Origin of the sequence: Pseudochelatococcus lubricantis (assembly GCF_042432495.1) — a bacterium.
Classification (GTDB): domain Bacteria; phylum Pseudomonadota; class Alphaproteobacteria; order Rhizobiales; family Beijerinckiaceae; genus Pseudochelatococcus; species Pseudochelatococcus lubricantis.
Genome location: NZ_JBHLXC010000006.1, coordinates 371,319 through 388,516 on the forward strand (window position 1 = coordinate 371,319; position 17,198 = coordinate 388,516).

The window sequence follows — 17,198 nt, forward strand, 5'->3', positions numbered from 1 at the left end:
CGTCGCCGTCGGGTCCGTCGTCGGCACCGCCGGATTCGTCCGGCTTGCCGCGCTTCCGGCGCGAGCCCGCGACGTCCTTCTCCGGCTGGGGCGTGACCGGGCCCTGCGGATAGTCGAGTGCGAGCGACTTCCTGCCCGTTTCGTCGCTCACCACCACGACACGCACGGCCCCGCCATTCCTGAGCAGGCCGAACAGGACGGCGTCGGCAAGCGGCGTCTTGATCGTCGTCTGGATCAGGCGGCCGAGCGGACGCGCGCCCATGGACTCGTCGTAGCCGTTCTCGACCAGCCAGTCGCGTGCCTCGTCTGTCAGCTCGATGGTGACGTTGCGGTCGGCCAGCTGGGCCTCAAGCTGGATCACGAACTTGTCGACGACCTTGGCGATCACCTCCCTCGGCAGGTGGCCGAAGGAGATCACGGCGTCGAGACGGTTGCGGAACTCGGGCGTGAACAGCTTCGAAATCGCATCGGTATCGTCACCCTCGCGGCGCGTGCGCGTGAAGCCGAAGGCCTGCTTCGCCAGATCCGCCGCACCGGCGTTCGTCGTCATGATCAGGATCACGTTGCGGAAATCGACCTGCTTGCCGTTATGGTCGGTCAGCTTGCCGTGGTCCATCACCTGCAGCAGGATGTTGTAGAGATCGGGATGCGCCTTCTCGATTTCGTCCAGCAGCAACACGCAATGGGGGTGCTGGTCGACGCCGTCCGTCAGCAGACCGCCCTGGTCGAAGCCGACATAGCCGGGCGGCGCGCCGATGAGCCGCGAAATGGTGTGCCGCTCCATGTATTCCGACATGTCGAAACGCAGAAGTTCCACGCCAAGCGCGTGCGCGAGCTGGCGCGCGACCTCCGTCTTGCCGACGCCGGTGGGGCCGGCGAACAGGTAGCTGCCGATGGGCTTCTCGCCGTCGCGCAGCCCGGCGCGCGCCAGCTTGATCGCCGCCGACAACGCCTCGATGGCCGCATCCTGCCCGTAGACCACCCGCTCCAGCGTTTCCTTCAGATGCGCCAGAACCTCGGCATCGTTCTTCGACACCGTCTTCGGCGGAATCCGCGCCATGGTCGCGATCGTCGCCTCGATCTCCCGGATACCGATAGTCTTCTTGCGCCGGCTTGCCGGCAGCAGCGCCTGGGAGGCGCCGCTCTCGTCGATGACATCGATGGCCTTGTCCGGCAGCTTGCGGTCGTGGATGTAGCGCGCCGAAAGCTCCACAGCAGCCTTGATGGCCTCGTTCGTGTACCGTAGCTTGTGGAAGTCCTCGAAATAGGGCTTCAGACCCTTCACGATCTCGATCGTGTCCGGCACGCTAGGCTCGTTGACGTCGATCTTCTGGAAGCGGCGCACCAGCGCTCTGTCCTTCTCGAAATACTGGCGATATTCCTTGTAGGTCGTCGAGCCGATGCAGCGCAGCGTCCCGGAGGCGAGCGCCGGCTTCAGCAGATTCGATGCATCCATCGCCCCGCCGGATGTAGCGCCCGCGCCGATGACGGTGTGGATTTCGTCGATGAAAACGATGGCGTTCGGGTGCGCCTCGATTTCCTTCATCACCTGCTTCAGGCGCTCCTCGAAGTCGCCGCGGTAGCGCGTGCCGGCGAGCAGCGTGCCCATGTCGAGCGAGAACACCGTCGCGTCCTTCAGCACGTCCGGCACCTCGCCGGTCACGATCTTGCGCGCCAGCCCCTCGGCGATGGCCGTCTTGCCCACGCCGGGGTCGCCGACGAGCAGCGGATTGTTCTTCTGCCGCCTGCACAGCACCTGGATGGTGCGCTGTATTTCGCTGGCGCGGCCGATCAGCGGATCGATACGGCCTTCCTTCGCCTTCTTGTTGAGGTTTATGCAGTAAGCATCGAGGGCATCGCCCTTTTTCTTGGCGCGAACCTCGGTTTCCTCGTTGCTGGGAGAATTCGTTTCCGCCTCCTCGTCGGCGCCGCGCGGCGGGCGCGATTCCGCGACGCCGGGACGCTTGGCGATGCCGTGGCTGATGTAGTTGACGGCGTCATAGCGCGTCATGTCCTGCTCCTGCAGGAAATACGCGGCGTGGCTCTCGCGCTCGGCGAAAATCGCCACGAGCACGTTGGCGCCGGTCACCTCTTCCCGCCCGGATGATTGGACGTGGATGACCGCGCGCTGAATGACGCGCTGGAAGCCCGCTGTCGGTTTCGAATCCTCACGTCCGGAAACGACCAGATTTGTGAGTTCACCGTCGACATAATCGATGAGATTGCGCCGCAGCGCCTCGATGTCGACGTTGCAGGCCCGCATCACGGCCGCTGCGTCCTGATCGTCCACCAGCGCGAGCAGCAGGTGTTCGAGCGTGGCGTATTCATGGCGGCGCTCGTTGGCGAAAGCCAAGGCACGATGCAGGGCCTGTTCAAGGCTGCGGGAGAATGTCGGCAAGGGAAAATCCTTTCTCCGGCTGGGTGGGCCCTATTTCTTCTCCATGACGCATTGGAGAGGATGCTGGTGTTTGCGTGAGAAGTCCATAACCTGAGTCACTTTGGTCTCGGCGACCTCGTAGGTGAAGATGCCGCATTCGCCGACGCCCGTCTGGTGGACGTGCAGCATGATGCGCGTGGCATCTTCTTTGTTCTTGTTGAAAAACCGTTCGAGTACATGTACGACGAACTCCATTGGCGTGTAGTCGTCGTTAAGCAGCAATACGCGATACATGCTCGGCCGCTTCGTGCGGGTCCGGGTGCGCGTCAGCAGCGTGGTCCCCGGCCCTTCGGGAATGGAGACCGTTCGCGACGGCTTGTCCGCCATATGCCACACCGCGCGGCTATGCCCGTCCGCGGAACGCCCTTTTGTCGCCATGCCGGCAACACCAGACGCCGCTTTCCGGCAAGCAGTCGGAAATGCGGGCAATATGCCCGGATGTTCTGCTGCCTGGAGCACCCCGCTCGCCCCCGTCGTTCCTGACTGCGTCACTGCCCGATCACATCCCCGGCCGCTGCTGCGGCGCGTCGAATTCCTCACCCTGCACAATCTAATCGCGGTTGCACCTCCACGCCAGTCCCCCATGCAATAATTCAGTCACAAAGCTTTCAGGTCGTCGCTGCCGGGCGGCGAGCAGGAACATCCGCGCCGCCAGAAAGCAAAAAAGCCCGCATCGCCGGGCTTTTTCACATATTACTGAACGCAGGGCACAACACCCGCCCCGACCGCATGCCGCAAAACGGCCTGCGCGGCGGACGGGCGTCAGCCCTTCCCGACCGACGGTATCGTCAGTGCGACTGCGACTGGCTGCGGGCGAAAGCGCCCTCGTAGGGCTTGAAGGCCTCGCGGGTCAGGTCGGTGTAGAGTTCGCCGATGCGGGTGGTTTCGGCGACGAAGTTCTCATACGCGGTACGCGCGTATTCGGTCTGGATTTCGAGAGCCTTGTCGAGCGTCTTCGCGGCAGCGAGCTTCTCAAGCACGCTCGTGCCTTCCTCGAAGGAACGCTTGGTGTAGTCGGCCAGCTCGGCGGCGATGCCCTGCAGACCCTTGGAGAAGGCGCCGAACGCCTTGAGCGAGCTGTCGATCTGTTCCTTGCCGAACTTCTGAACGTCTTCGTACTGCGCAGCCATCATGTATCTCCTTGAGCGCGGACCGGCGTCCGCCCGGATTTCATTATACATGGGATCGCTGCGGGAGAATCGCCCGCACCGGTTCCCTTCCCGACATGCCGTTCCCAAGGCCAAACCGTTACCTGCCCATCTGAGCATATCGAACGCCGTCAATATATGTGCACTGCACAAAAGCTGTCAAGCATTATTGTGCGGTGCAAAATAAGTTCACCCGGAACCGTCGTGGAATTAACGGCTCCGTAACCGCGTCCCTTTAGGGTTGTTGACTGTGCCGGCCGGGCGACGCGCTCTCGGGCGTGTAAGCCGGAAGGCACAGAACTGTGAGTGCTGCAAGGTGTGATGAAGGGGCGGCGGCTATGATCTGGGGTTGCGTTGTGGGGAATCGTCATCGCATTCTTGAGATTTCGGGAGCGGCTGGTCTGGCGGCTGCCGTTGTCGTTGGGGCGGCCAGTTCCGCCGATGCTGCGCAGCGCAGGAGCCATGCGCCCGCCTATGCGCCTCCATCTGCGGCGATGGTCGTCGACGTCAAGACTGGCCGGACGCTGTTCGCGGAAAACGAGGACGCCCCGCGCATCCCGGCATCCATCACCAAGGTGATGACGCTCTATCTGCTTTTCGAGCAGCTTGAGAGCGGGAATTTCAATCTCGACACTCGCCTGCGGGTCACGAAATACGCCGCCTCCCAGCCGCCGACAAAGCTTGGCGTGAGGGCGGGCAGCACCATCCGTGTCGAGGACGCCATCAAGTCGCTCGTCACGCTCTCCGCGAATGACGTCTCGATGGTCATCGCCGAAAACATCGCCGGGACCGAGGCCGACTTCGCCCGCATGATGACCCAGAAGGCGCGCGCGCTCGGCATGAGCAGGACGACGTTCCGCAATCCGCATGGCCTGCCGGCTAACCCGCCGAACATCACGACCGCCCGCGATCTCACGATCCTCGGACGCGCTATCCAGGACCGCTTCCCCCGCTACTATGCCTATTTCGGCACGCGGACCTTCAACTACGGCAGCCGGTCGATCGGCAATCACAACCGCCTGCTCGGCCGCGTCGAGGGCGTCGACGGCATCAAGACTGGCTATACGCGGGCATCCGGCTTCAACCTGCTGACGTCCCTGCGCACGGACAGCCGTCACGTGGTGGCCACGGTTCTGGGCGGGCGCTCCGGCGCGCAGCGCGATCAACGCATGGAAGTCCTGCTGGCACAGTCCCTGCCGGACGCCTCCACCGGCCGCCGCCGGACGGCGCTCGTCGTCGAGGCACCCAGCGCCCGCAATGTCGAGGCGCCTGTCCGGGTGGCCAGCGCCGAGCCGGTCTATGTGCCGCCGTCCCAGCCCCTTTCCAATACGGTGCCGCTGCAGATCGGCAAGCCGATCGACCTGTCCAACATCCGCCCGGTCGTCGCCTCGGCCTCGGGCGCGACGGTGACGCCCTCTTCCGGCCCCGCCGCGCAATCCTCGACCAGCGGCGCGCTCGCGTATGCGGACGCTCCGGCGCCCGCGCCCCGGCCTGCGGAGGCAACGGTGACGCTCGCTTCCGTCCAACCCGACCGGACGCTGGAAAAGAAGGCGCTGGCCAAGCTCGCCGCCACTCCCGCCGTCGAGGCGCCGGCACAGCCGGCTGCGGCGTCCGCCGCGCGCGCTCCCGGCTGGATCATCCAGCTTGGCGCATCTGCCGACGAGGACAAGGCCCACCACATCCTGCAGCAGGCGAAGAGCAAGTCGCGCGGCCTGCTGGCCAATGCATCGCCGTTCACCGAAAAGGTCGTGCGCGGCAACGTCACGCTGTTCAGGGCGCGCTTCTCCGGCTTCGACCCCGAAGGCGCGCAGGCCGCATGCAAGACGCTGAAGCGCAGCGGGTTCGACTGCTTCGCGACGCCCGGCTGAGCCTTCGGGCCAAGGTTGCTGCCATAGCGGAAGCGGCGACGTCGCTTCCAGGTTATCCACCCGATGATCAATCCGAAAGCGGAGCCATCAGCGATGTCGGTTCAACAAGACGTCCTTGGCCTGATTGACCCGCATGGCAAGGTAGTTCGTGCCCCCTTGGTCGGGGTGCAGTTTCTTCATCAGATTCCGGTGGGCTTCGCGAATCTGCGTCTCGGTCGCCCCCGGGTGAAGGCCGAGTATCTCAAGAGCCTCCTTTTCGGACATCTCGCCCGGCCGCGTGCGCTCGACCGGCCCCGCGTGCGCGTTTCCCTCAGCGTTTTTTCGCCCAAGGGAAAAGCGGCTGTTCAGATACGCATCTAGGCGGTTTCCCTGCACCAGCCACCAGCCCGCGCCGCCCATGAGCACGGCGAGGTCTATCCGCCCGCGCAGCAGCAGCAGTGCAGCGAAGGCGATGAGGCCCCAGCCGCCGATCTTGCGGACAAGCGCCGCCATCTGCCGGGGATCGGCGTCGGCATAGTTCTTCCCCACCCACCAGAGCAGGCTGACGGCAAGAATTCCTCCAAGAAGGTAGATCATACGCCATACCATCAATGATTGGGGAAACGGGCGTCTTCCGCGTGCCGGTCACCGTCAGCGGGAAGAATATACACCCTCGACCCGCACGGAGCCGGAAAGCGTCACGCTGCTGCCGCCGATCTGGAACGTCTGCCCCGGCGGCCCCGCGCGTTGCGCCGACTGCGGCACCTGCGGCTTGCCAAAGCGCGGATCGCCCGGCTTCAGCGGCCCGCCGCGACAATCGGCGCCAGCGCCGGCTGGTGTTTCACCGCCCACAGCGATGCAGCGCCCGGCATTCCCCGCCGGCTGTGCGAAGGCGCAACCGGCAACCAGCACCAGAAGCACGGGTGCGCCGGTCAACAAGGTCGTCACTCTTTTCAAACGATCCTCCTGCGTTGCCGCCATCATAAAGCATCCGGCGTCCAAGCGAAACGTATGGGCTAAAACGTACGGGCGTGAACGCAACGGGCGCCGGGCTCAGATCAGGCCGAGCGCCGCGAGTTCGCGCTTCATCTCCTCGGGCATGGCGGCGACGGCGCCGGAGCTTTCCTCCAGATCGGGCGGCGCATCCTTCGCTTCAAGATAGCGCCAGCCCTGAAACGCACGATACGGCCGCGGCACCACCGGCACGATCGTGCCGTCCAGCACGAGGCGGCAGCGCGATACGCCGTCTTCGCCGCGCACCGGGCGCAACTCCAGCAGCCGCTGTCGACAGGCGATCTGGCCCTTGATCACCCAGTACAGCGATCCGCCGTCGAGCAGTTCGTCGTTCCGTTTCGGCGTCATGCGCGTGGTGTGGCCGCTCTCGCGGCCCTCATGCTGCGCGTTCCAGGCCACGAGTTCGGCGACCGAATCGACGCCCACGCACAGCTTGATGAGATGCAGCCCGCTCATGCGGGCGCTCCCGCTACAAGAACCGTCATGGCTGGAGTCCCGAAACCGTCTCGCCGAAAATATCCTCGAACGCCGCGCGCAGGGCCACGTCGGCGTCGGCGAGCGTGACGGGCAGGCCGAGATCGACCAGGCTGGTGACGCCATGTCCCCGAATGCCGCAAGGCACGATGCCCTGATAATGCGACAGGTCGGGCTCCACGTTGAGGCTGATGCCGTGAAACGCCACCCAGCGGCGCACGCGGATGCCGATGGCGGCGATCTTGTCTTCCGCGCCGTCGCCCATCTCGGGCCGCCTGACCCAGACGCCGACACGGTCTTCCCGCCGCTCCCCGCGCACGTTGAACGCATCGAGCGTCGCGATCAGCCAGCTTTCAAGGCAAGCCACGAAACGGCGCAGATCCGGCGTCTGCGGGCTGGGCGTGCGGCGGTGGAGGTCGAGCATGACATAGGCCACCCGCTGGCCCGGGCCGTGATAGGTGAACTGCCCGCCCCTGCCTGTCCGGAACACGGGGAAGCGCCGGTCGACGAGGTCCTCCGGCTTGGCGGAGGTGCCGGCGGTGTAGAGCGGCGGATGCTCCAGCAGCCACACGCATTCGCCGGCCTTGCCGTCCGCGATGGCCGCGACGCGCGTTTCCATCAGTGCCATCGCCGTCTCGTAAGGCACCGGCGTGTCGGTGACGATCCATTCGACGGGCGACGCGCCGGGCGCGGGCAGCAGCCTGTCCACGAGGTCGCCGCGCGCGACGGGCAAGGACGACGCAGTCATGGCTTCTCCTGCATGCGCTCGCGCACGATCTCATCGATGCGTTCGACGGCGCGCGTCGCCGGCTCGAAGAAGCGCTCGTGCCAGACACGCTCGTCGATCGCGCCCACGACGTTGTCCAGCACGTTCAGGATGCCGAAGACGCCGGTCGCCTCCACGAGGCCGTCGATACTGACCACGGCGCCCGAACTGCCGATGCTGATCACCGTGTCGTTTTCGTCAAGGCTTGCGGCGAGTTCGCCCAGCAGCCGGTAGTTCGGCGCCAGTTCGCCGAAGAAGACCACGTCCGGCTTGATCACGCGCTGCGGATCGCCGGTGGGGTCGAAGCTCGTGTAGCCGATGTCGCGCAATTCCCCGGTGCGCGTGTTGCGCAGGTTGCGCAGGAAGCCGTGCAGATGCACCGTGCTCTCCACCCCGGCGCGTTCGAATAGATCATCGATGTTCTGCGTGATGTTCAGCACCCGGCCGGGAAAGTCCTTTTCCCACGTGGCGACCGCCGCATGGGCGGGGTTGGGCGCCACCTTGCCGAGTTCCGTCCGCCGATGATTGTAAAATGCGTGGACGAGTGCATGATTCTGCCGCCACGTATCGAAATTGGCGACGTCGCGCGGATCGTGCCCGTGCCAGAGCCCGTCGGCGTCCCGAAAGGTCGCGATACCGGACTCGGCGCTGATGCCGGCGCCCGAAAACACCACCAGCCTCGGGAGACGCGGGCCCTCATCGGAATGCTCGCTCATCATGACCTGCTCTTGATACATTGATTCTCCGCCGTCTCCGGCCCGATTCCCGCCGCCGACCGCGTCATCCTACATTTGAACGATTGCAGCCGGACATAAAGCGAAATCCCGCCGGCGCGTAATGGCCCTGTCGAATCAGCCGGCTGATTCCCGCCTTTGCCCGCGCGCCTCGAAATGAAGGCAATTCGTTTTCCCGAAGCGCGTTCGTGACCGTAATATAGGCCCCCGGCGGCCTCGCCGCCATATCCGGCAAACCTTTTTGCCGCCCCCCGCGCGGCGGGCACGGCAAAGTTGCCCACAGGCAATGTGAATCGTCCGGCGCGAGATGCCGCAAGGGGCTTGTGGAAGCTGAAACGTTCTGTTACATCCAAGCCCACTTCGGGAGGACATGCTCCTTCGGGACACGCTGCGGCCGTGGCGGAATTGGTAGACGCGCTAGCTTGAGGTGCTAGTTGGGCAACCAGTGGAGGTTCGAGTCCTCTCGGCCGCACCACTCAATCTCACAGTGAAATGCTGCTGAAATTGGGATGGGTGCTTGTGCGCACCTGTCCGGTGGTGTCCCCTGTCGCGGCGGTGGAGCGTCATCGCGATCATCTATAAAATTGCTTGTCTTCAGTGTCCGTTGATCGATCCGTCGGCCTGTGCTGCCGGAGCGCATGGTCGCCAGCCGTCCGCTGTGCCACTCTTGGGGACACCGCCTGTTTCTACGCGAAGGAAAGCAATCGTGACTCACGCGAAGTTATTTTCACCGATCGACATCGGCAAGCTGCCCCTGCGGAACAGAATCGTCATCGCTCCTATGTGCCAATACTCGGCCGAGGACGGCAAGACGACAGACTGGCACCTGATTCACCTTGGCAGCCTCGCCAATTCCGGCGCCGGCCTGCTGACGATCGAGGCGACGGCCGTCGCGCCCGAAGGGCGCATCACCTACAGGGACATCGGCCTGTATTCGGATGAAACCGAGGCCGCGCTGGGCCGGACGCTGGACGGCATCCGCCGCTGGTCGGGCATGCCGATCGCCATCCAGCTCGCCCACGCCGGCCGCAAGGCCTCCACGGACGTGCCGTGGAACGGCGGCGCGCAGATTCCGCCCGACCATGCGAATGGCTGGCAGACGGTGGCCCCATCCACCGTGCCCTTCCGCGCCAGCGATGTCGCGCCGGCAGCGCTCGACAGGAACGGGCTTGAACGCATCCGCCTGGCCTTCGCGCAGGCGGCCGAACGTTCCGGCAGACTCGGGCTGGACGCAGTCCAGATCCACGCCGCGCACGGCTACCTGCTGCATGAGTTCCTGTCGCCGCTTTCGAACCGGCGCGATGACGAATACGGCGGATCGCTGGAAAACCGCTTGCGGTTCCCGCTGGAGGTGTTCGACGCTGTGCGCGCGGCCTTCCCGGCCGACCGTCCGGTCTCGGCGCGCGTCTCCGCAACCGACTGGGTGGAAGGCGGCTGGGATGTCGAGCAGACCATTGCTTTCGCGCAGGCGCTGGAAGCGCGCGGCTGCGATGCCATCCACGTTTCGAGCGGCGGGCTGGCCGAAAACCAGCGGATCGCCATCGGCCCCAGTTATCAGGTCCCCTTCGCGCGGGCGGTGAAGGCCGCTGTCGGAATTCCGGTCGTCGCGGTGGGGCTGATCACGGAATTCGAGCAGGCCGAAGCAATTGTCAGCACCGGCGATGCCGACCTCATCGCCCTGGCGCGCACCATCCTCTACGATCCGCACTGGCCCTGGCACGCCGCCGCCCATTTCGGCGCGAGCGTGCGCGCGCCCAACCAGTACCTGCGCTCCCAGCCGCGGCAGTTCAGCAAGTTGTTCGATCAGGCGGATTGAGGAGCCGGCCTGCGCCCTCACCTGCCATAATCCATCCACGCCCAGCCGAGGCGTCGCGACCAGTCACCGATCCGCGACGCCTCGGCCGCATATGCGACTGCATTCGCTTCCGCGCGGTCGGCGATCCACGGCTCCGGCGGCGGGTTGCCGGTGTCGGTGGCAAGAGGTACGCGCGCGCTGCGGTGCATCTCGCGCCACAACGTCAGCGCAGGCCCCGGCCCGCGCGCCACGGCCGTCGTCAGGACTGCCGTCCGCTTCGGCCAGGGGCCGCGCCATAACGTGACCATCAGGTTATCCCGATGGTGTGAGCCGTTGACCAGATATTCTTCCGCACCGGGAGCCGGCAGCACGCCGCCCAGCAACACGCCATCCAGCATCTCGGCGATAGCCCCGATGTCGTCGTCCGAAATCCCGTCGCGCGGCATCCGCGTGACGTCGCCGGTAGTGAGCATGACGTGGTGGAGATAATCTGTCATCCGGTCCCCGCGACCCCGCATATCATGGCCACATCGCCACGGCTCTTGCCACGGTGGCCACCGCCTCCGCCGCAAAGGCAACAGAGGCCGATTCGCCACACGACAATTGCGACGTAATCAACCTGGCCTGAATCGTAATGGGAAAGTCTATCAGCAGCGCCTTGATCCCTTGCTTTCCGGGATGCGCCCTGCACCTGATCAGCCGATTTCATGAAAGAGATCAGACTGATGGTGCCCAGGAGAGGACTCGAACCTCCACGACTTGCGTCACTGGTACCTGAAACCAGCGCGTCTACCAATTCCGCCACCTGGGCTCGCCTGCAAGCGAGGACGTCTGTTTACGAAGCCGTTCCCGAACTGTCAATGGGGGGTGAGGCACTTGTTATGTCGTTTGCGTGACGCCTGTGGACAAGTCCCCGTGCGGCGTATTTTCCGGCAGAGATATCGTCCTGCGCGCCTTCCATTGCGCGGAGTCAGGCAGAATCGGCGGTTGCCGCCGCGTTCGGCGACGATTGCGCCACGACGCGCTGGGCGTCTTTCCTGATTCTGTCCACCATCGACCGCAGGCCGTTGGAGCGCTGGGGCGTAAGGTGCGCGGCGAGGCCGAGCTGGTCGAAGACCGGAAAGGCATCGGTGCGCACGATCTCGGCCGCGCGCTTGCCGGAAAAGATCGCGAGCGCCAGCGCCACCAGCCCGCGCACGATATGGGCGTCGCTGTCGCCGTGGAAGATGAGCACCGGCGCGCCGCCCCGCGAATCGGGCACGACGCTCGACTGCAGCCACACCTGGCTGGCGCAGCCGCGCACCTTGTTGTCCTCCGTGCGCGCGTCCTCGGGCAGCGGCTCCAGCGTGCGCCCCAGCTCGATCAGATATCGATACCTGTCGTCCCAGTCGTCGAGGAACGCGAAGTTGTCGAGAATCTCTTCAAGGGGGGGCTGCATGGCAACGGGCTCGCTTGTCATCTTTTCAGTAGCGCGTGGTGTTCACGCCTCAATATGGTGATTTTGCGGGCGATGCGCAAAACAGTCCGCGACCCGCGCCTCGCCCGGCGCCCTCATTCCCCTGCGCCGGGGGCGCCGCAAAGCCGTCCGCGCTGGGCGTCATACTCCTGCTTCAGCCGCGCCACGAGGCCGGCGACCGTCGGTATTTCGCGAATCGCGCCGATTCCCTGCCCCGCGCCCCAGATGTCGCGCCACGGCCGGGGGCCGTCCTTCGACAGCGCGAGGTCCAGCGCCTGCGGCGTCACCTGCGACAGCTTGTCGGGATCGATGCCGGCCGCCGTCAGTGAAGGCTTCAGATAGTTGCCCGCAACGCCGGTGAATACATCCGTATAGATGATGTCGGCGGCGCCGCCCGCCACGATCATGTCCTTGTACGCCTGCGGCGCCTGCGCCTCCTGCGTGGCGATGAAGGCGGAACCGATGTAGGCGAAGTCCGCCCCCGCCGCGCGCGCCGCCAGCACGCCGCGCCCGGTGGCGATGGCGCCGGACAGCGCCAGCGGCCCGTCCCACCACGCGCGGATTTCCTCGATGAGCGCGAATGGCGACCACGCGCCCGCATGCCCGCCGGCGCCGGCGGAGACGGCGATCAGCCCGTCCGCGCCCTTCTCGATCGCCTTGCGGGCGAAGGTGGTGTGGATCACGTCATGCAGCACGATGCCGCCGTAGGCGTGGATCGCGGCGTTCACGTCCTCGCGCGCGCCGAGCGACGTGATGACCAGCGGCACCCTGTGCTTGACGACGAGCGCCAGATCGTCGTCAAGACGCGCATTCGACCGGTGCACGATCAGGTTGACCGCGAAAGGCGCCGCAGGCTTTTCAGGATGCGCCGCGTCGTGGGCGCGCAACGCCTCCCCGATCCGCACAAGCCATTCGTCGAGCACCTCAAGCGGCCGCGCGTTGAGCGAGGGAAAGCTGCCGACGACGCCCGCACGGCATTGGGCGATCACGAGATCGGGCCCCGAAACCAGAAACATCGGCGCTGCAATCGCCGGCAGCGTCAGCCGGCCTTCGACAAGAGACATCAAACCCATTCCAGGCGCTCCATTCCCAAATGCATCGTAGATGCGATCGCAACCATCGCCCGCAACTATTGCCTACACCGGCGGATTCCACCAGACGGCCCGGGCCGGGCGATCTTTCCTCACCAAGTGGTATTGCAATTGACGTATACGTCAAGTATGAGATGTATAGGGAAGCTTGGAGCATGAGCAACAAGGCCGCAAATGGCCGCCGCTCCGGCGCGGGCGGGCGATTCGTATCGCCAGCTGACGGGAGGATGAAAAACATGCAGCAGGGATACAGGGCGGAATGACTGACGCGGGCGCGATCGATGCGGTGCCGGAGCAGACCGTTTCCGCCGCGGTGGATGGCGGCTTCGGCGAAGACGCGGGCGCGCCGGACGACCGCCTCTATTCGGTCACTGAGCTTGGCCGCGAACTCGGCGTAAGCGCGCGCACGCTGCGTTTCTATGAGGATAGCGGGCTGATCGCGCCGCGCCGCGCCGGCAACAACCGCATCTACAGCCACCGCGACCGGGTGCGCATGATCCTGATCCTGCGCGGCAAGCGGCTGGGGTTTTCGCTGCGCGAGATCAGGGAGTATCTTGATCTCTACGACGCAGACAGGACCCAGCAGGAGCAGTTGCGCATGCTGCTGAAGCGCATCGGCGTGCGCCGGCAGTCCCTGCAGGAGCAGCGCATCGCCCTCGACGAGGCGCTGGCCGAACTCGACGAGATCGAGCGGGAAGCCCGCGCGGCGATGGCATACGGCAGCAGAACCGCGCCTTCCGGCCGCTAGAGCGCGCTCCGATCAGATGGAGCCATCTGATCGATCAGAATTCGCTCAAAATAAGGAACCTATAATCTGCCTATTTCAACGTAAACAGGACAGACTATAGCGCCGTACTGGCCACCGCCGAGTGAATAAAAAAATCGATTGCCATTACTTGGGGAGGATTACGTCAATGAAGAATGTCGTCATCGCCGGCTACGTCCGTTCCCCCTTCGGGCTTGCCCGCAAGGGAGATCTGGCGCGTGTGCGCCCGGACGACCTCGCCGCGCAGGTGGTGCGCGCGCTCGTGGAGCGCAGCCGCGTGAAAGCCGCCGACCTTGAGGACCTGATCATGGGCTGCGCCTTTCCGGAGGGCGAGCAGGGCTTCAACATCGGCCGCGCCGTGGGTCTCCTCGCCGGCCTGCCGCTGTCCGTCGCGGGCATGACGGTCAACCGCTATTGCGGATCGTCGATGCAGTCGATCCACATCGCAGCGGGCCAGATCCAGCTCGGCGCGGGCGAGGCATTCATCGCGGCGGGTGTGGAAAGCATGTCGCGCGTGCCGATGATGGGCTTCAACCCGCTGCCCAATCCGGCCTTCGCGAAAACCCGTCCGGGCGCGCTGCTCGGCATGGGCGACACGGCGGAAAACGTCGCCAGGCAGTGGGACATCGGCCGCCAGGAGCAGGAGGCCTTCGCCCTGCGCAGCCAGCGCCTGACAGCCGAGGCGCAGGCGGCCGGGCGCCTCGACGACGAGATCGTCGCCATCGATACCGGCAAGAGTCTGGTAACGCGCGACGGCTGCCCGCGCCCGGACACCACCGCCGAGGCGCTCGCGGCTCTCAAGCCGGCCTTCGACGCGCACGGCACGGTCACCGCGGGCACGTCCTCGCCGCTCACTGACGGCGCCTCCGCCGTTCTCGTGACGAGCGAGGATTATGCCGACAGGAACGGCCTGACGCCGCTCGCCCGGGTGGTCTCGGTGGCCGTGGCGGGCTGCGAGCCGGAGATCATGGGCATCGGCCCCGTCGCCGCGACCCGCAAGGCGCTGAACCGCGCCGGCCTTACCATCGACGACATCGACATCGTGGAACTGAACGAGGCTTTCGCCAGCCAGGCGCTCGCCTGCGTGCGCGAACTCGGCATCCGCGAGGAAACGCTCAACATCGACGGCGGCGCCATCGCGCTCGGCCATCCGCTCGGCGCGACGGGCGCGCGCATTACCGGCAAGGCCGCGAGCCTGCTCGTGCGCGAGGGCAAGCGCTACGCGCTCGCCACCCAGTGCATCGGCGGCGGCCAGGGCATCGCAACGATTCTGGAGCGCGTGTGATGACCAACGGCAAGATTGAAAAAGTCGCCGTCATCGGCGCAGGCGTCATGGGGGCGGGCATCGCGGCGCAGATCGCCAATGCGGGCGTACCGGTGCTGCTGCTCGACATCGTTCCTCCCGGCACGGCGGAAGGCAGCGACCGCAGCGCCATCGCGCGCACCGCCATCGAGCGGCTGAAGAAGACCGACCCCGCCCCGCTGATGTCGGAAAAGGCTGCGAGGCTCATCGAGCCAGGCAACATCGACGACGATCTCGCCCGGATCGGCGAATGCGACTGGATCGTCGAAGCCGTCATTGAGCGTCTCGACATCAAGCAGGCGCTTTACGCGAAGATCGAGGCGGCACGCCGGCCGGACGCAGCCGTGTCCTCGAACACCTCCACCATTCCGCTGCACGACCTCGTCGCTGGATTGCCGGAAACGTTCCGGCTGAACTTCCTGATCACCCACTTCTTCAACCCGCCGCGCTACATGCGGCTGCTGGAGGTGGTGGCGGGAGCGGATACCGATCCCGCGCAGGCGGCGCGCGTGTCGCGTTTCGCCGACGAAAGGCTGGGCAAGTCCATCGTCAGATGCAAGGATAGCCCGGGTTTCATCGCCAACCGGCTCGGCGTCTACTGGATACAGGCGGGCGTCGTGGAGGCCATCGACCTCGGCCTCGCCATCGAGGACGCCGACGCCGCCATGGGCCGGCCGTTCGGCATCCCGAAGACCGGCGTCTTCGGCCTCGCCGACCTCGTGGGGCTGGACCTGATGCCGCACATCAACGCGAGTCTGGCGAAAAGCCTGCCGCCGGCGGATGCCTTCCACGCGCTGAACCGCGACCTGCCGCTGATCGGCCGCATGATCGAGGAGGGTTACACGGGCCGCAAGGGCAAGGGCGGCTTCTATCGCCTCAATACCGCGAACGGCGGGCGCGTCAAGGAGAGCATCGACCTCGCGACCGGCGCCTACCGCCCGTCGGCCAGGGCGGATACGGAAACGCTGAAGGAAGCCGGCCGCGACCTGCGCGCGCTGTTCAACGCACCCGGCCCCGTTGGCGAATACGCCTGGCGCGTGATGGGCCGCACGCTGGCCTACGCCGCCGGTCTGGTGCCGGAGGCGGCGGACGACATCGTCGCCATCGATGACGCCATGCGCCTCGGCTACAACTGGAAGGAAGGGCCGTTCGCGCTCATCGACCGCGTGGGCGCGGCGTGGCTCGTCGAACGGCTGAAGGCGGAGGGCGCAACCGTGCCGCCGCTGCTGGAGCAGATCGGCGACCGGAAATTCTACCGCGTCGAAAACGGCCGCCTGCAGTTCTTCGGCCTCGACGGCGACTATCACGACGTCGTCCGCCCGGAAGGCGTGATCCTGCTGGAGGACATCAGGCGTCGGTCGCAGCCGGTGCTGAAAAACGGCGCCGCGAGCCTGTGGGATATCGGCGACGGCGTGGCGTGCTTCGAGATCACCACGAGGGGCAATTCCCTCGACGATCAGGTGCTGGACGCGCTCGACCGCACCATCAAGCTGGTCGCGAGGGGCTACAAGGCGCTGGTGATCTACAACGAGGGCCGGCATTTCTCCGTCGGCGCCAACCTCGGCCTCGCGCTCTTCGCGGCCAACATCGCCGCGTGGGGCGAGATCGAGAAGCTCGTCGCCACCGGCCAGAAGGTCTACGGCGCGCTGAAGCACGCCCCCTTCCCCGTTGTCGGCGCGCCGTCGGGCATGGCGCTCGGCGGCGGCTGCGAGCTGCTGCTGCATTCGGACGCGGTGCAGGCGCACGCCGAGACCTACGCCGGCCTCGTCGAATGCGGCGTCGGCCTCGTGCCGGCATGGGGCGGTTGCAAGGAGTTGCTGGTGCGCTGGTCTGCGCCCGGCAAGCTGCCGCATGGCCCGATGCCCGCGCCCGCGAAGGTGTTCGAGATGGTCTCTACCGCCACCGTTTCCAAATCGGCGGCGGAGGCGCGCGACATGCTGATCCTGCGCGAGGGCGACCGCGTCACCATGAACCGCGACCGTCTGCTCGCGGACGCGAAGGCGCGCGCGCTCGAACTCGTGGAAGGCTACACGCCGCCGGAGCGCGTCGAGATCGTCCTGCCCGGCCCGTCCGGCAAGCTCGCCATGATGATGGCCGCGCAGGGCTTCCACAAGCGCGGCATCGCCACGGACCACGACCTCGTCGTCGCGGACGGGCTTGCGGACGTGCTCTCGGGCAGCGATGCCGACCCCACCGTGCCGGCCGCCGAAAAGGATGTGCTGCGGCTTGAGCGCGAGACGTTCATGCGCCTCGCCCGCACGCCCGGCACGCTGGCGCGCATCGAGCACATGCTGCTGACCGGCAAGCCGCTCCGCAACTGACGGCACAACGCAACACGAATGCCCGCCGCCAGCGAAAGCGGCGGGC

15 protein-coding genes, 2 tRNA genes and 1 pseudogene are annotated in these 17,198 nt (G+C 66.0%); 6 read left to right on the plus strand and 12 right to left on the minus strand.

The annotated features are described in order from the left end of the window. Positions 1 to 39: 39 nt before the first annotated feature. The 3 genes and pseudogenes from clpA to ACFFJ7_RS12460 form a co-directional block, all read right to left on the minus strand. Positions 40 to 2,398 (minus strand): annotated as a pseudogene (clpA, locus tag ACFFJ7_RS12450) (ATP-dependent Clp protease ATP-binding subunit ClpA); the annotation flags it as partial. A gap of 30 nt (positions 2,399 to 2,428) precedes the next feature. Next, complete coding sequence (gene clpS / locus ACFFJ7_RS12455; RefSeq protein WP_246225223.1) at positions 2,429 to 2,764, minus strand: ATP-dependent Clp protease adapter ClpS; 336 nt, start codon at positions 2,762 to 2,764, stop codon at positions 2,429 to 2,431. A gap of 461 nt (positions 2,765 to 3,225) precedes the next feature. Further along, a complete protein-coding gene (locus tag ACFFJ7_RS12460) occupies positions 3,226 to 3,567 on the minus strand; it encodes a phasin family protein (RefSeq protein ID WP_377593029.1) in 342 nt (113 codons plus the stop codon). Between the two features lie 356 nt (positions 3,568 to 3,923). On the opposite strand from ACFFJ7_RS12460, the gene ACFFJ7_RS12465 reads away from it, so the two are divergent. Further along, positions 3,924 to 5,453: a D-alanyl-D-alanine carboxypeptidase gene (locus tag ACFFJ7_RS12465; protein ID WP_377592705.1), complete on the plus strand. Its 1,530-nt coding sequence runs from the start codon at positions 3,924 to 3,926 to the stop codon at positions 5,451 to 5,453. A gap of 87 nt (positions 5,454 to 5,540) precedes the next feature. Here the strand turns inward: ACFFJ7_RS12465 and ACFFJ7_RS12470 are convergent, their stop codons facing one another. From ACFFJ7_RS12470 to ACFFJ7_RS12490, 5 genes are all read right to left on the minus strand, one after another. Next, complete coding sequence (locus tag ACFFJ7_RS12470) at positions 5,541 to 6,029, minus strand: DnaJ domain-containing protein (protein WP_166950718.1); 489 nt, start codon at positions 6,027 to 6,029, stop codon at positions 5,541 to 5,543. A 54-nt stretch (positions 6,030 to 6,083) separates the two neighbouring features. Next, the gene (locus ACFFJ7_RS12475) at positions 6,084 to 6,380 is read right to left on the minus strand and encodes a hypothetical protein (protein WP_166950716.1); all 297 of its coding nucleotides are present in this window, start codon (positions 6,378 to 6,380) and stop codon (positions 6,084 to 6,086) included. A 105-nt stretch (positions 6,381 to 6,485) separates the two neighbouring features. Beyond that, complete coding sequence (locus tag ACFFJ7_RS12480; RefSeq protein ID WP_377592708.1) at positions 6,486 to 6,902, minus strand: DUF1489 family protein; 417 nt, start codon at positions 6,900 to 6,902, stop codon at positions 6,486 to 6,488. A 25-nt stretch (positions 6,903 to 6,927) separates the two neighbouring features. Further along, positions 6,928 to 7,668 carry a lipoyl(octanoyl) transferase LipB gene (lipB, locus tag ACFFJ7_RS12485; RefSeq protein ID WP_377592710.1) on the minus strand — a complete coding sequence of 247 codons (741 nt, stop codon included), beginning with the start codon at positions 7,666 to 7,668 and terminating at the stop codon, positions 6,928 to 6,930. After that, the gene (locus tag ACFFJ7_RS12490; RefSeq protein ID WP_377592712.1) at positions 7,665 to 8,405 is read right to left on the minus strand and encodes an SIR2 family NAD-dependent protein deacylase; all 741 of its coding nucleotides are present in this window, start codon (positions 8,403 to 8,405) and stop codon (positions 7,665 to 7,667) included. The genes lipB and ACFFJ7_RS12490 overlap by 4 nt, the downstream gene beginning before the upstream one ends. A gap of 405 nt (positions 8,406 to 8,810) precedes the next feature. Here ACFFJ7_RS12490 and ACFFJ7_RS12495 point away from each other — a divergent pair. Both ACFFJ7_RS12495 and ACFFJ7_RS12500 read left to right on the plus strand, forming a co-directional pair. Beyond that, positions 8,811 to 8,895 (plus strand) — tRNA-Leu (locus tag ACFFJ7_RS12495). A gap of 231 nt (positions 8,896 to 9,126) precedes the next feature. Further along, on the plus strand, positions 9,127 to 10,236 hold the full coding sequence (locus ACFFJ7_RS12500; protein ID WP_377592714.1) for an NADH:flavin oxidoreductase/NADH oxidase: 1,110 nt from the start codon (positions 9,127 to 9,129) through the stop codon (positions 10,234 to 10,236). Between the two features lie 17 nt (positions 10,237 to 10,253). Here ACFFJ7_RS12500 and ACFFJ7_RS12505 read toward each other — a convergent pair whose 3' ends face one another. From ACFFJ7_RS12505 to ACFFJ7_RS12520, 4 genes are all read right to left on the minus strand, one after another. After that, on the minus strand, positions 10,254 to 10,712 hold the full coding sequence (locus ACFFJ7_RS12505) for a hypothetical protein (protein ID WP_377592716.1): 459 nt from the start codon (positions 10,710 to 10,712) through the stop codon (positions 10,254 to 10,256). 229 nt (positions 10,713 to 10,941) lie between these two features. Beyond that, a tRNA-Leu gene (locus tag ACFFJ7_RS12510) sits at positions 10,942 to 11,026 on the minus strand. 159 nt (positions 11,027 to 11,185) lie between these two features. After that, complete coding sequence (locus ACFFJ7_RS12515; protein ID WP_166950704.1) at positions 11,186 to 11,653, minus strand: SufE family protein; 468 nt, start codon at positions 11,651 to 11,653, stop codon at positions 11,186 to 11,188. A 113-nt stretch (positions 11,654 to 11,766) separates the two neighbouring features. After that, entirely contained in the window at positions 11,767 to 12,744 is a 978-nt protein-coding gene (locus tag ACFFJ7_RS12520) for an NAD(P)H-dependent flavin oxidoreductase (RefSeq protein WP_377592718.1), read from the minus strand. 277 nt (positions 12,745 to 13,021) lie between these two features. Between ACFFJ7_RS12520 and ACFFJ7_RS12525 the strand changes: the two genes are divergently transcribed. The 3 genes from ACFFJ7_RS12525 (at position 13,022) to ACFFJ7_RS12535 (ending at position 17,152) form a co-directional block, all read left to right on the plus strand. After that, a complete protein-coding gene (locus ACFFJ7_RS12525; RefSeq protein ID WP_166950699.1) occupies positions 13,022 to 13,510 on the plus strand; it encodes a MerR family transcriptional regulator in 489 nt (162 codons plus the stop codon). 166 nt (positions 13,511 to 13,676) lie between these two features. Further along, complete coding sequence (locus tag ACFFJ7_RS12530; RefSeq protein WP_377592721.1) at positions 13,677 to 14,813, plus strand: thiolase family protein; 1,137 nt, start codon at positions 13,677 to 13,679, stop codon at positions 14,811 to 14,813. Beyond that, positions 14,813 to 17,152 carry a 3-hydroxyacyl-CoA dehydrogenase/enoyl-CoA hydratase family protein gene (locus ACFFJ7_RS12535; protein ID WP_377592723.1) on the plus strand — a complete coding sequence of 780 codons (2,340 nt, stop codon included), beginning with the start codon at positions 14,813 to 14,815 and terminating at the stop codon, positions 17,150 to 17,152. Before ACFFJ7_RS12530 ends, ACFFJ7_RS12535 begins: the two co-directional genes overlap by 1 nt. Positions 17,153 to 17,198: the final 46 nt, after the last annotated feature.

Bases quoted from the DNA above. Each gene is read 5' to 3' on its own strand.
- lipB (WP_377592710.1), bottom strand. From the start codon at position 7,668: ATGACTGCGTCGTCCTTGCCCGTCGCGCGCGGCGACCTCGTGGACAGG.
- ACFFJ7_RS12525 (WP_166950699.1), top strand. From the start codon at position 13,022: ATGACTGACGCGGGCGCGATCGATGCGGTGCCGGAGCAGACCGTTTCC.
- clpS (WP_246225223.1), bottom strand. From the start codon at position 2,764: ATGGCGGACAAGCCGTCGCGAACGGTCTCCATTCCCGAAGGGCCGGGG.
- ACFFJ7_RS12480 (WP_377592708.1), bottom strand. From the start codon at position 6,902: ATGAGCGGGCTGCATCTCATCAAGCTGTGCGTGGGCGTCGATTCGGTC.
- ACFFJ7_RS12470 (WP_166950718.1), bottom strand. From the start codon at position 6,029: ATGATCTACCTTCTTGGAGGAATTCTTGCCGTCAGCCTGCTCTGGTGG.
- ACFFJ7_RS12505 (WP_377592716.1), bottom strand. From the start codon at position 10,712: ATGACAGATTATCTCCACCACGTCATGCTCACTACCGGCGACGTCACG.
- ACFFJ7_RS12490 (WP_377592712.1), bottom strand. From the start codon at position 8,405: ATGATGAGCGAGCATTCCGATGAGGGCCCGCGTCTCCCGAGGCTGGTG.
- ACFFJ7_RS12530 (WP_377592721.1), top strand. From the start codon at position 13,677: ATGAAGAATGTCGTCATCGCCGGCTACGTCCGTTCCCCCTTCGGGCTT.
- ACFFJ7_RS12460 (WP_377593029.1), bottom strand. From the start codon at position 3,567: ATGGCTGCGCAGTACGAAGACGTTCAGAAGTTCGGCAAGGAACAGATC.
- ACFFJ7_RS12515 (WP_166950704.1), bottom strand. From the start codon at position 11,653: ATGCAGCCCCCCCTTGAAGAGATTCTCGACAACTTCGCGTTCCTCGAC.
- ACFFJ7_RS12520 (WP_377592718.1), bottom strand. From the start codon at position 12,744: ATGGGTTTGATGTCTCTTGTCGAAGGCCGGCTGACGCTGCCGGCGATT.
- ACFFJ7_RS12535 (WP_377592723.1), top strand. From the start codon at position 14,813: ATGACCAACGGCAAGATTGAAAAAGTCGCCGTCATCGGCGCAGGCGTC.
- ACFFJ7_RS12465 (WP_377592705.1), top strand. From the start codon at position 3,924: ATGATCTGGGGTTGCGTTGTGGGGAATCGTCATCGCATTCTTGAGATT.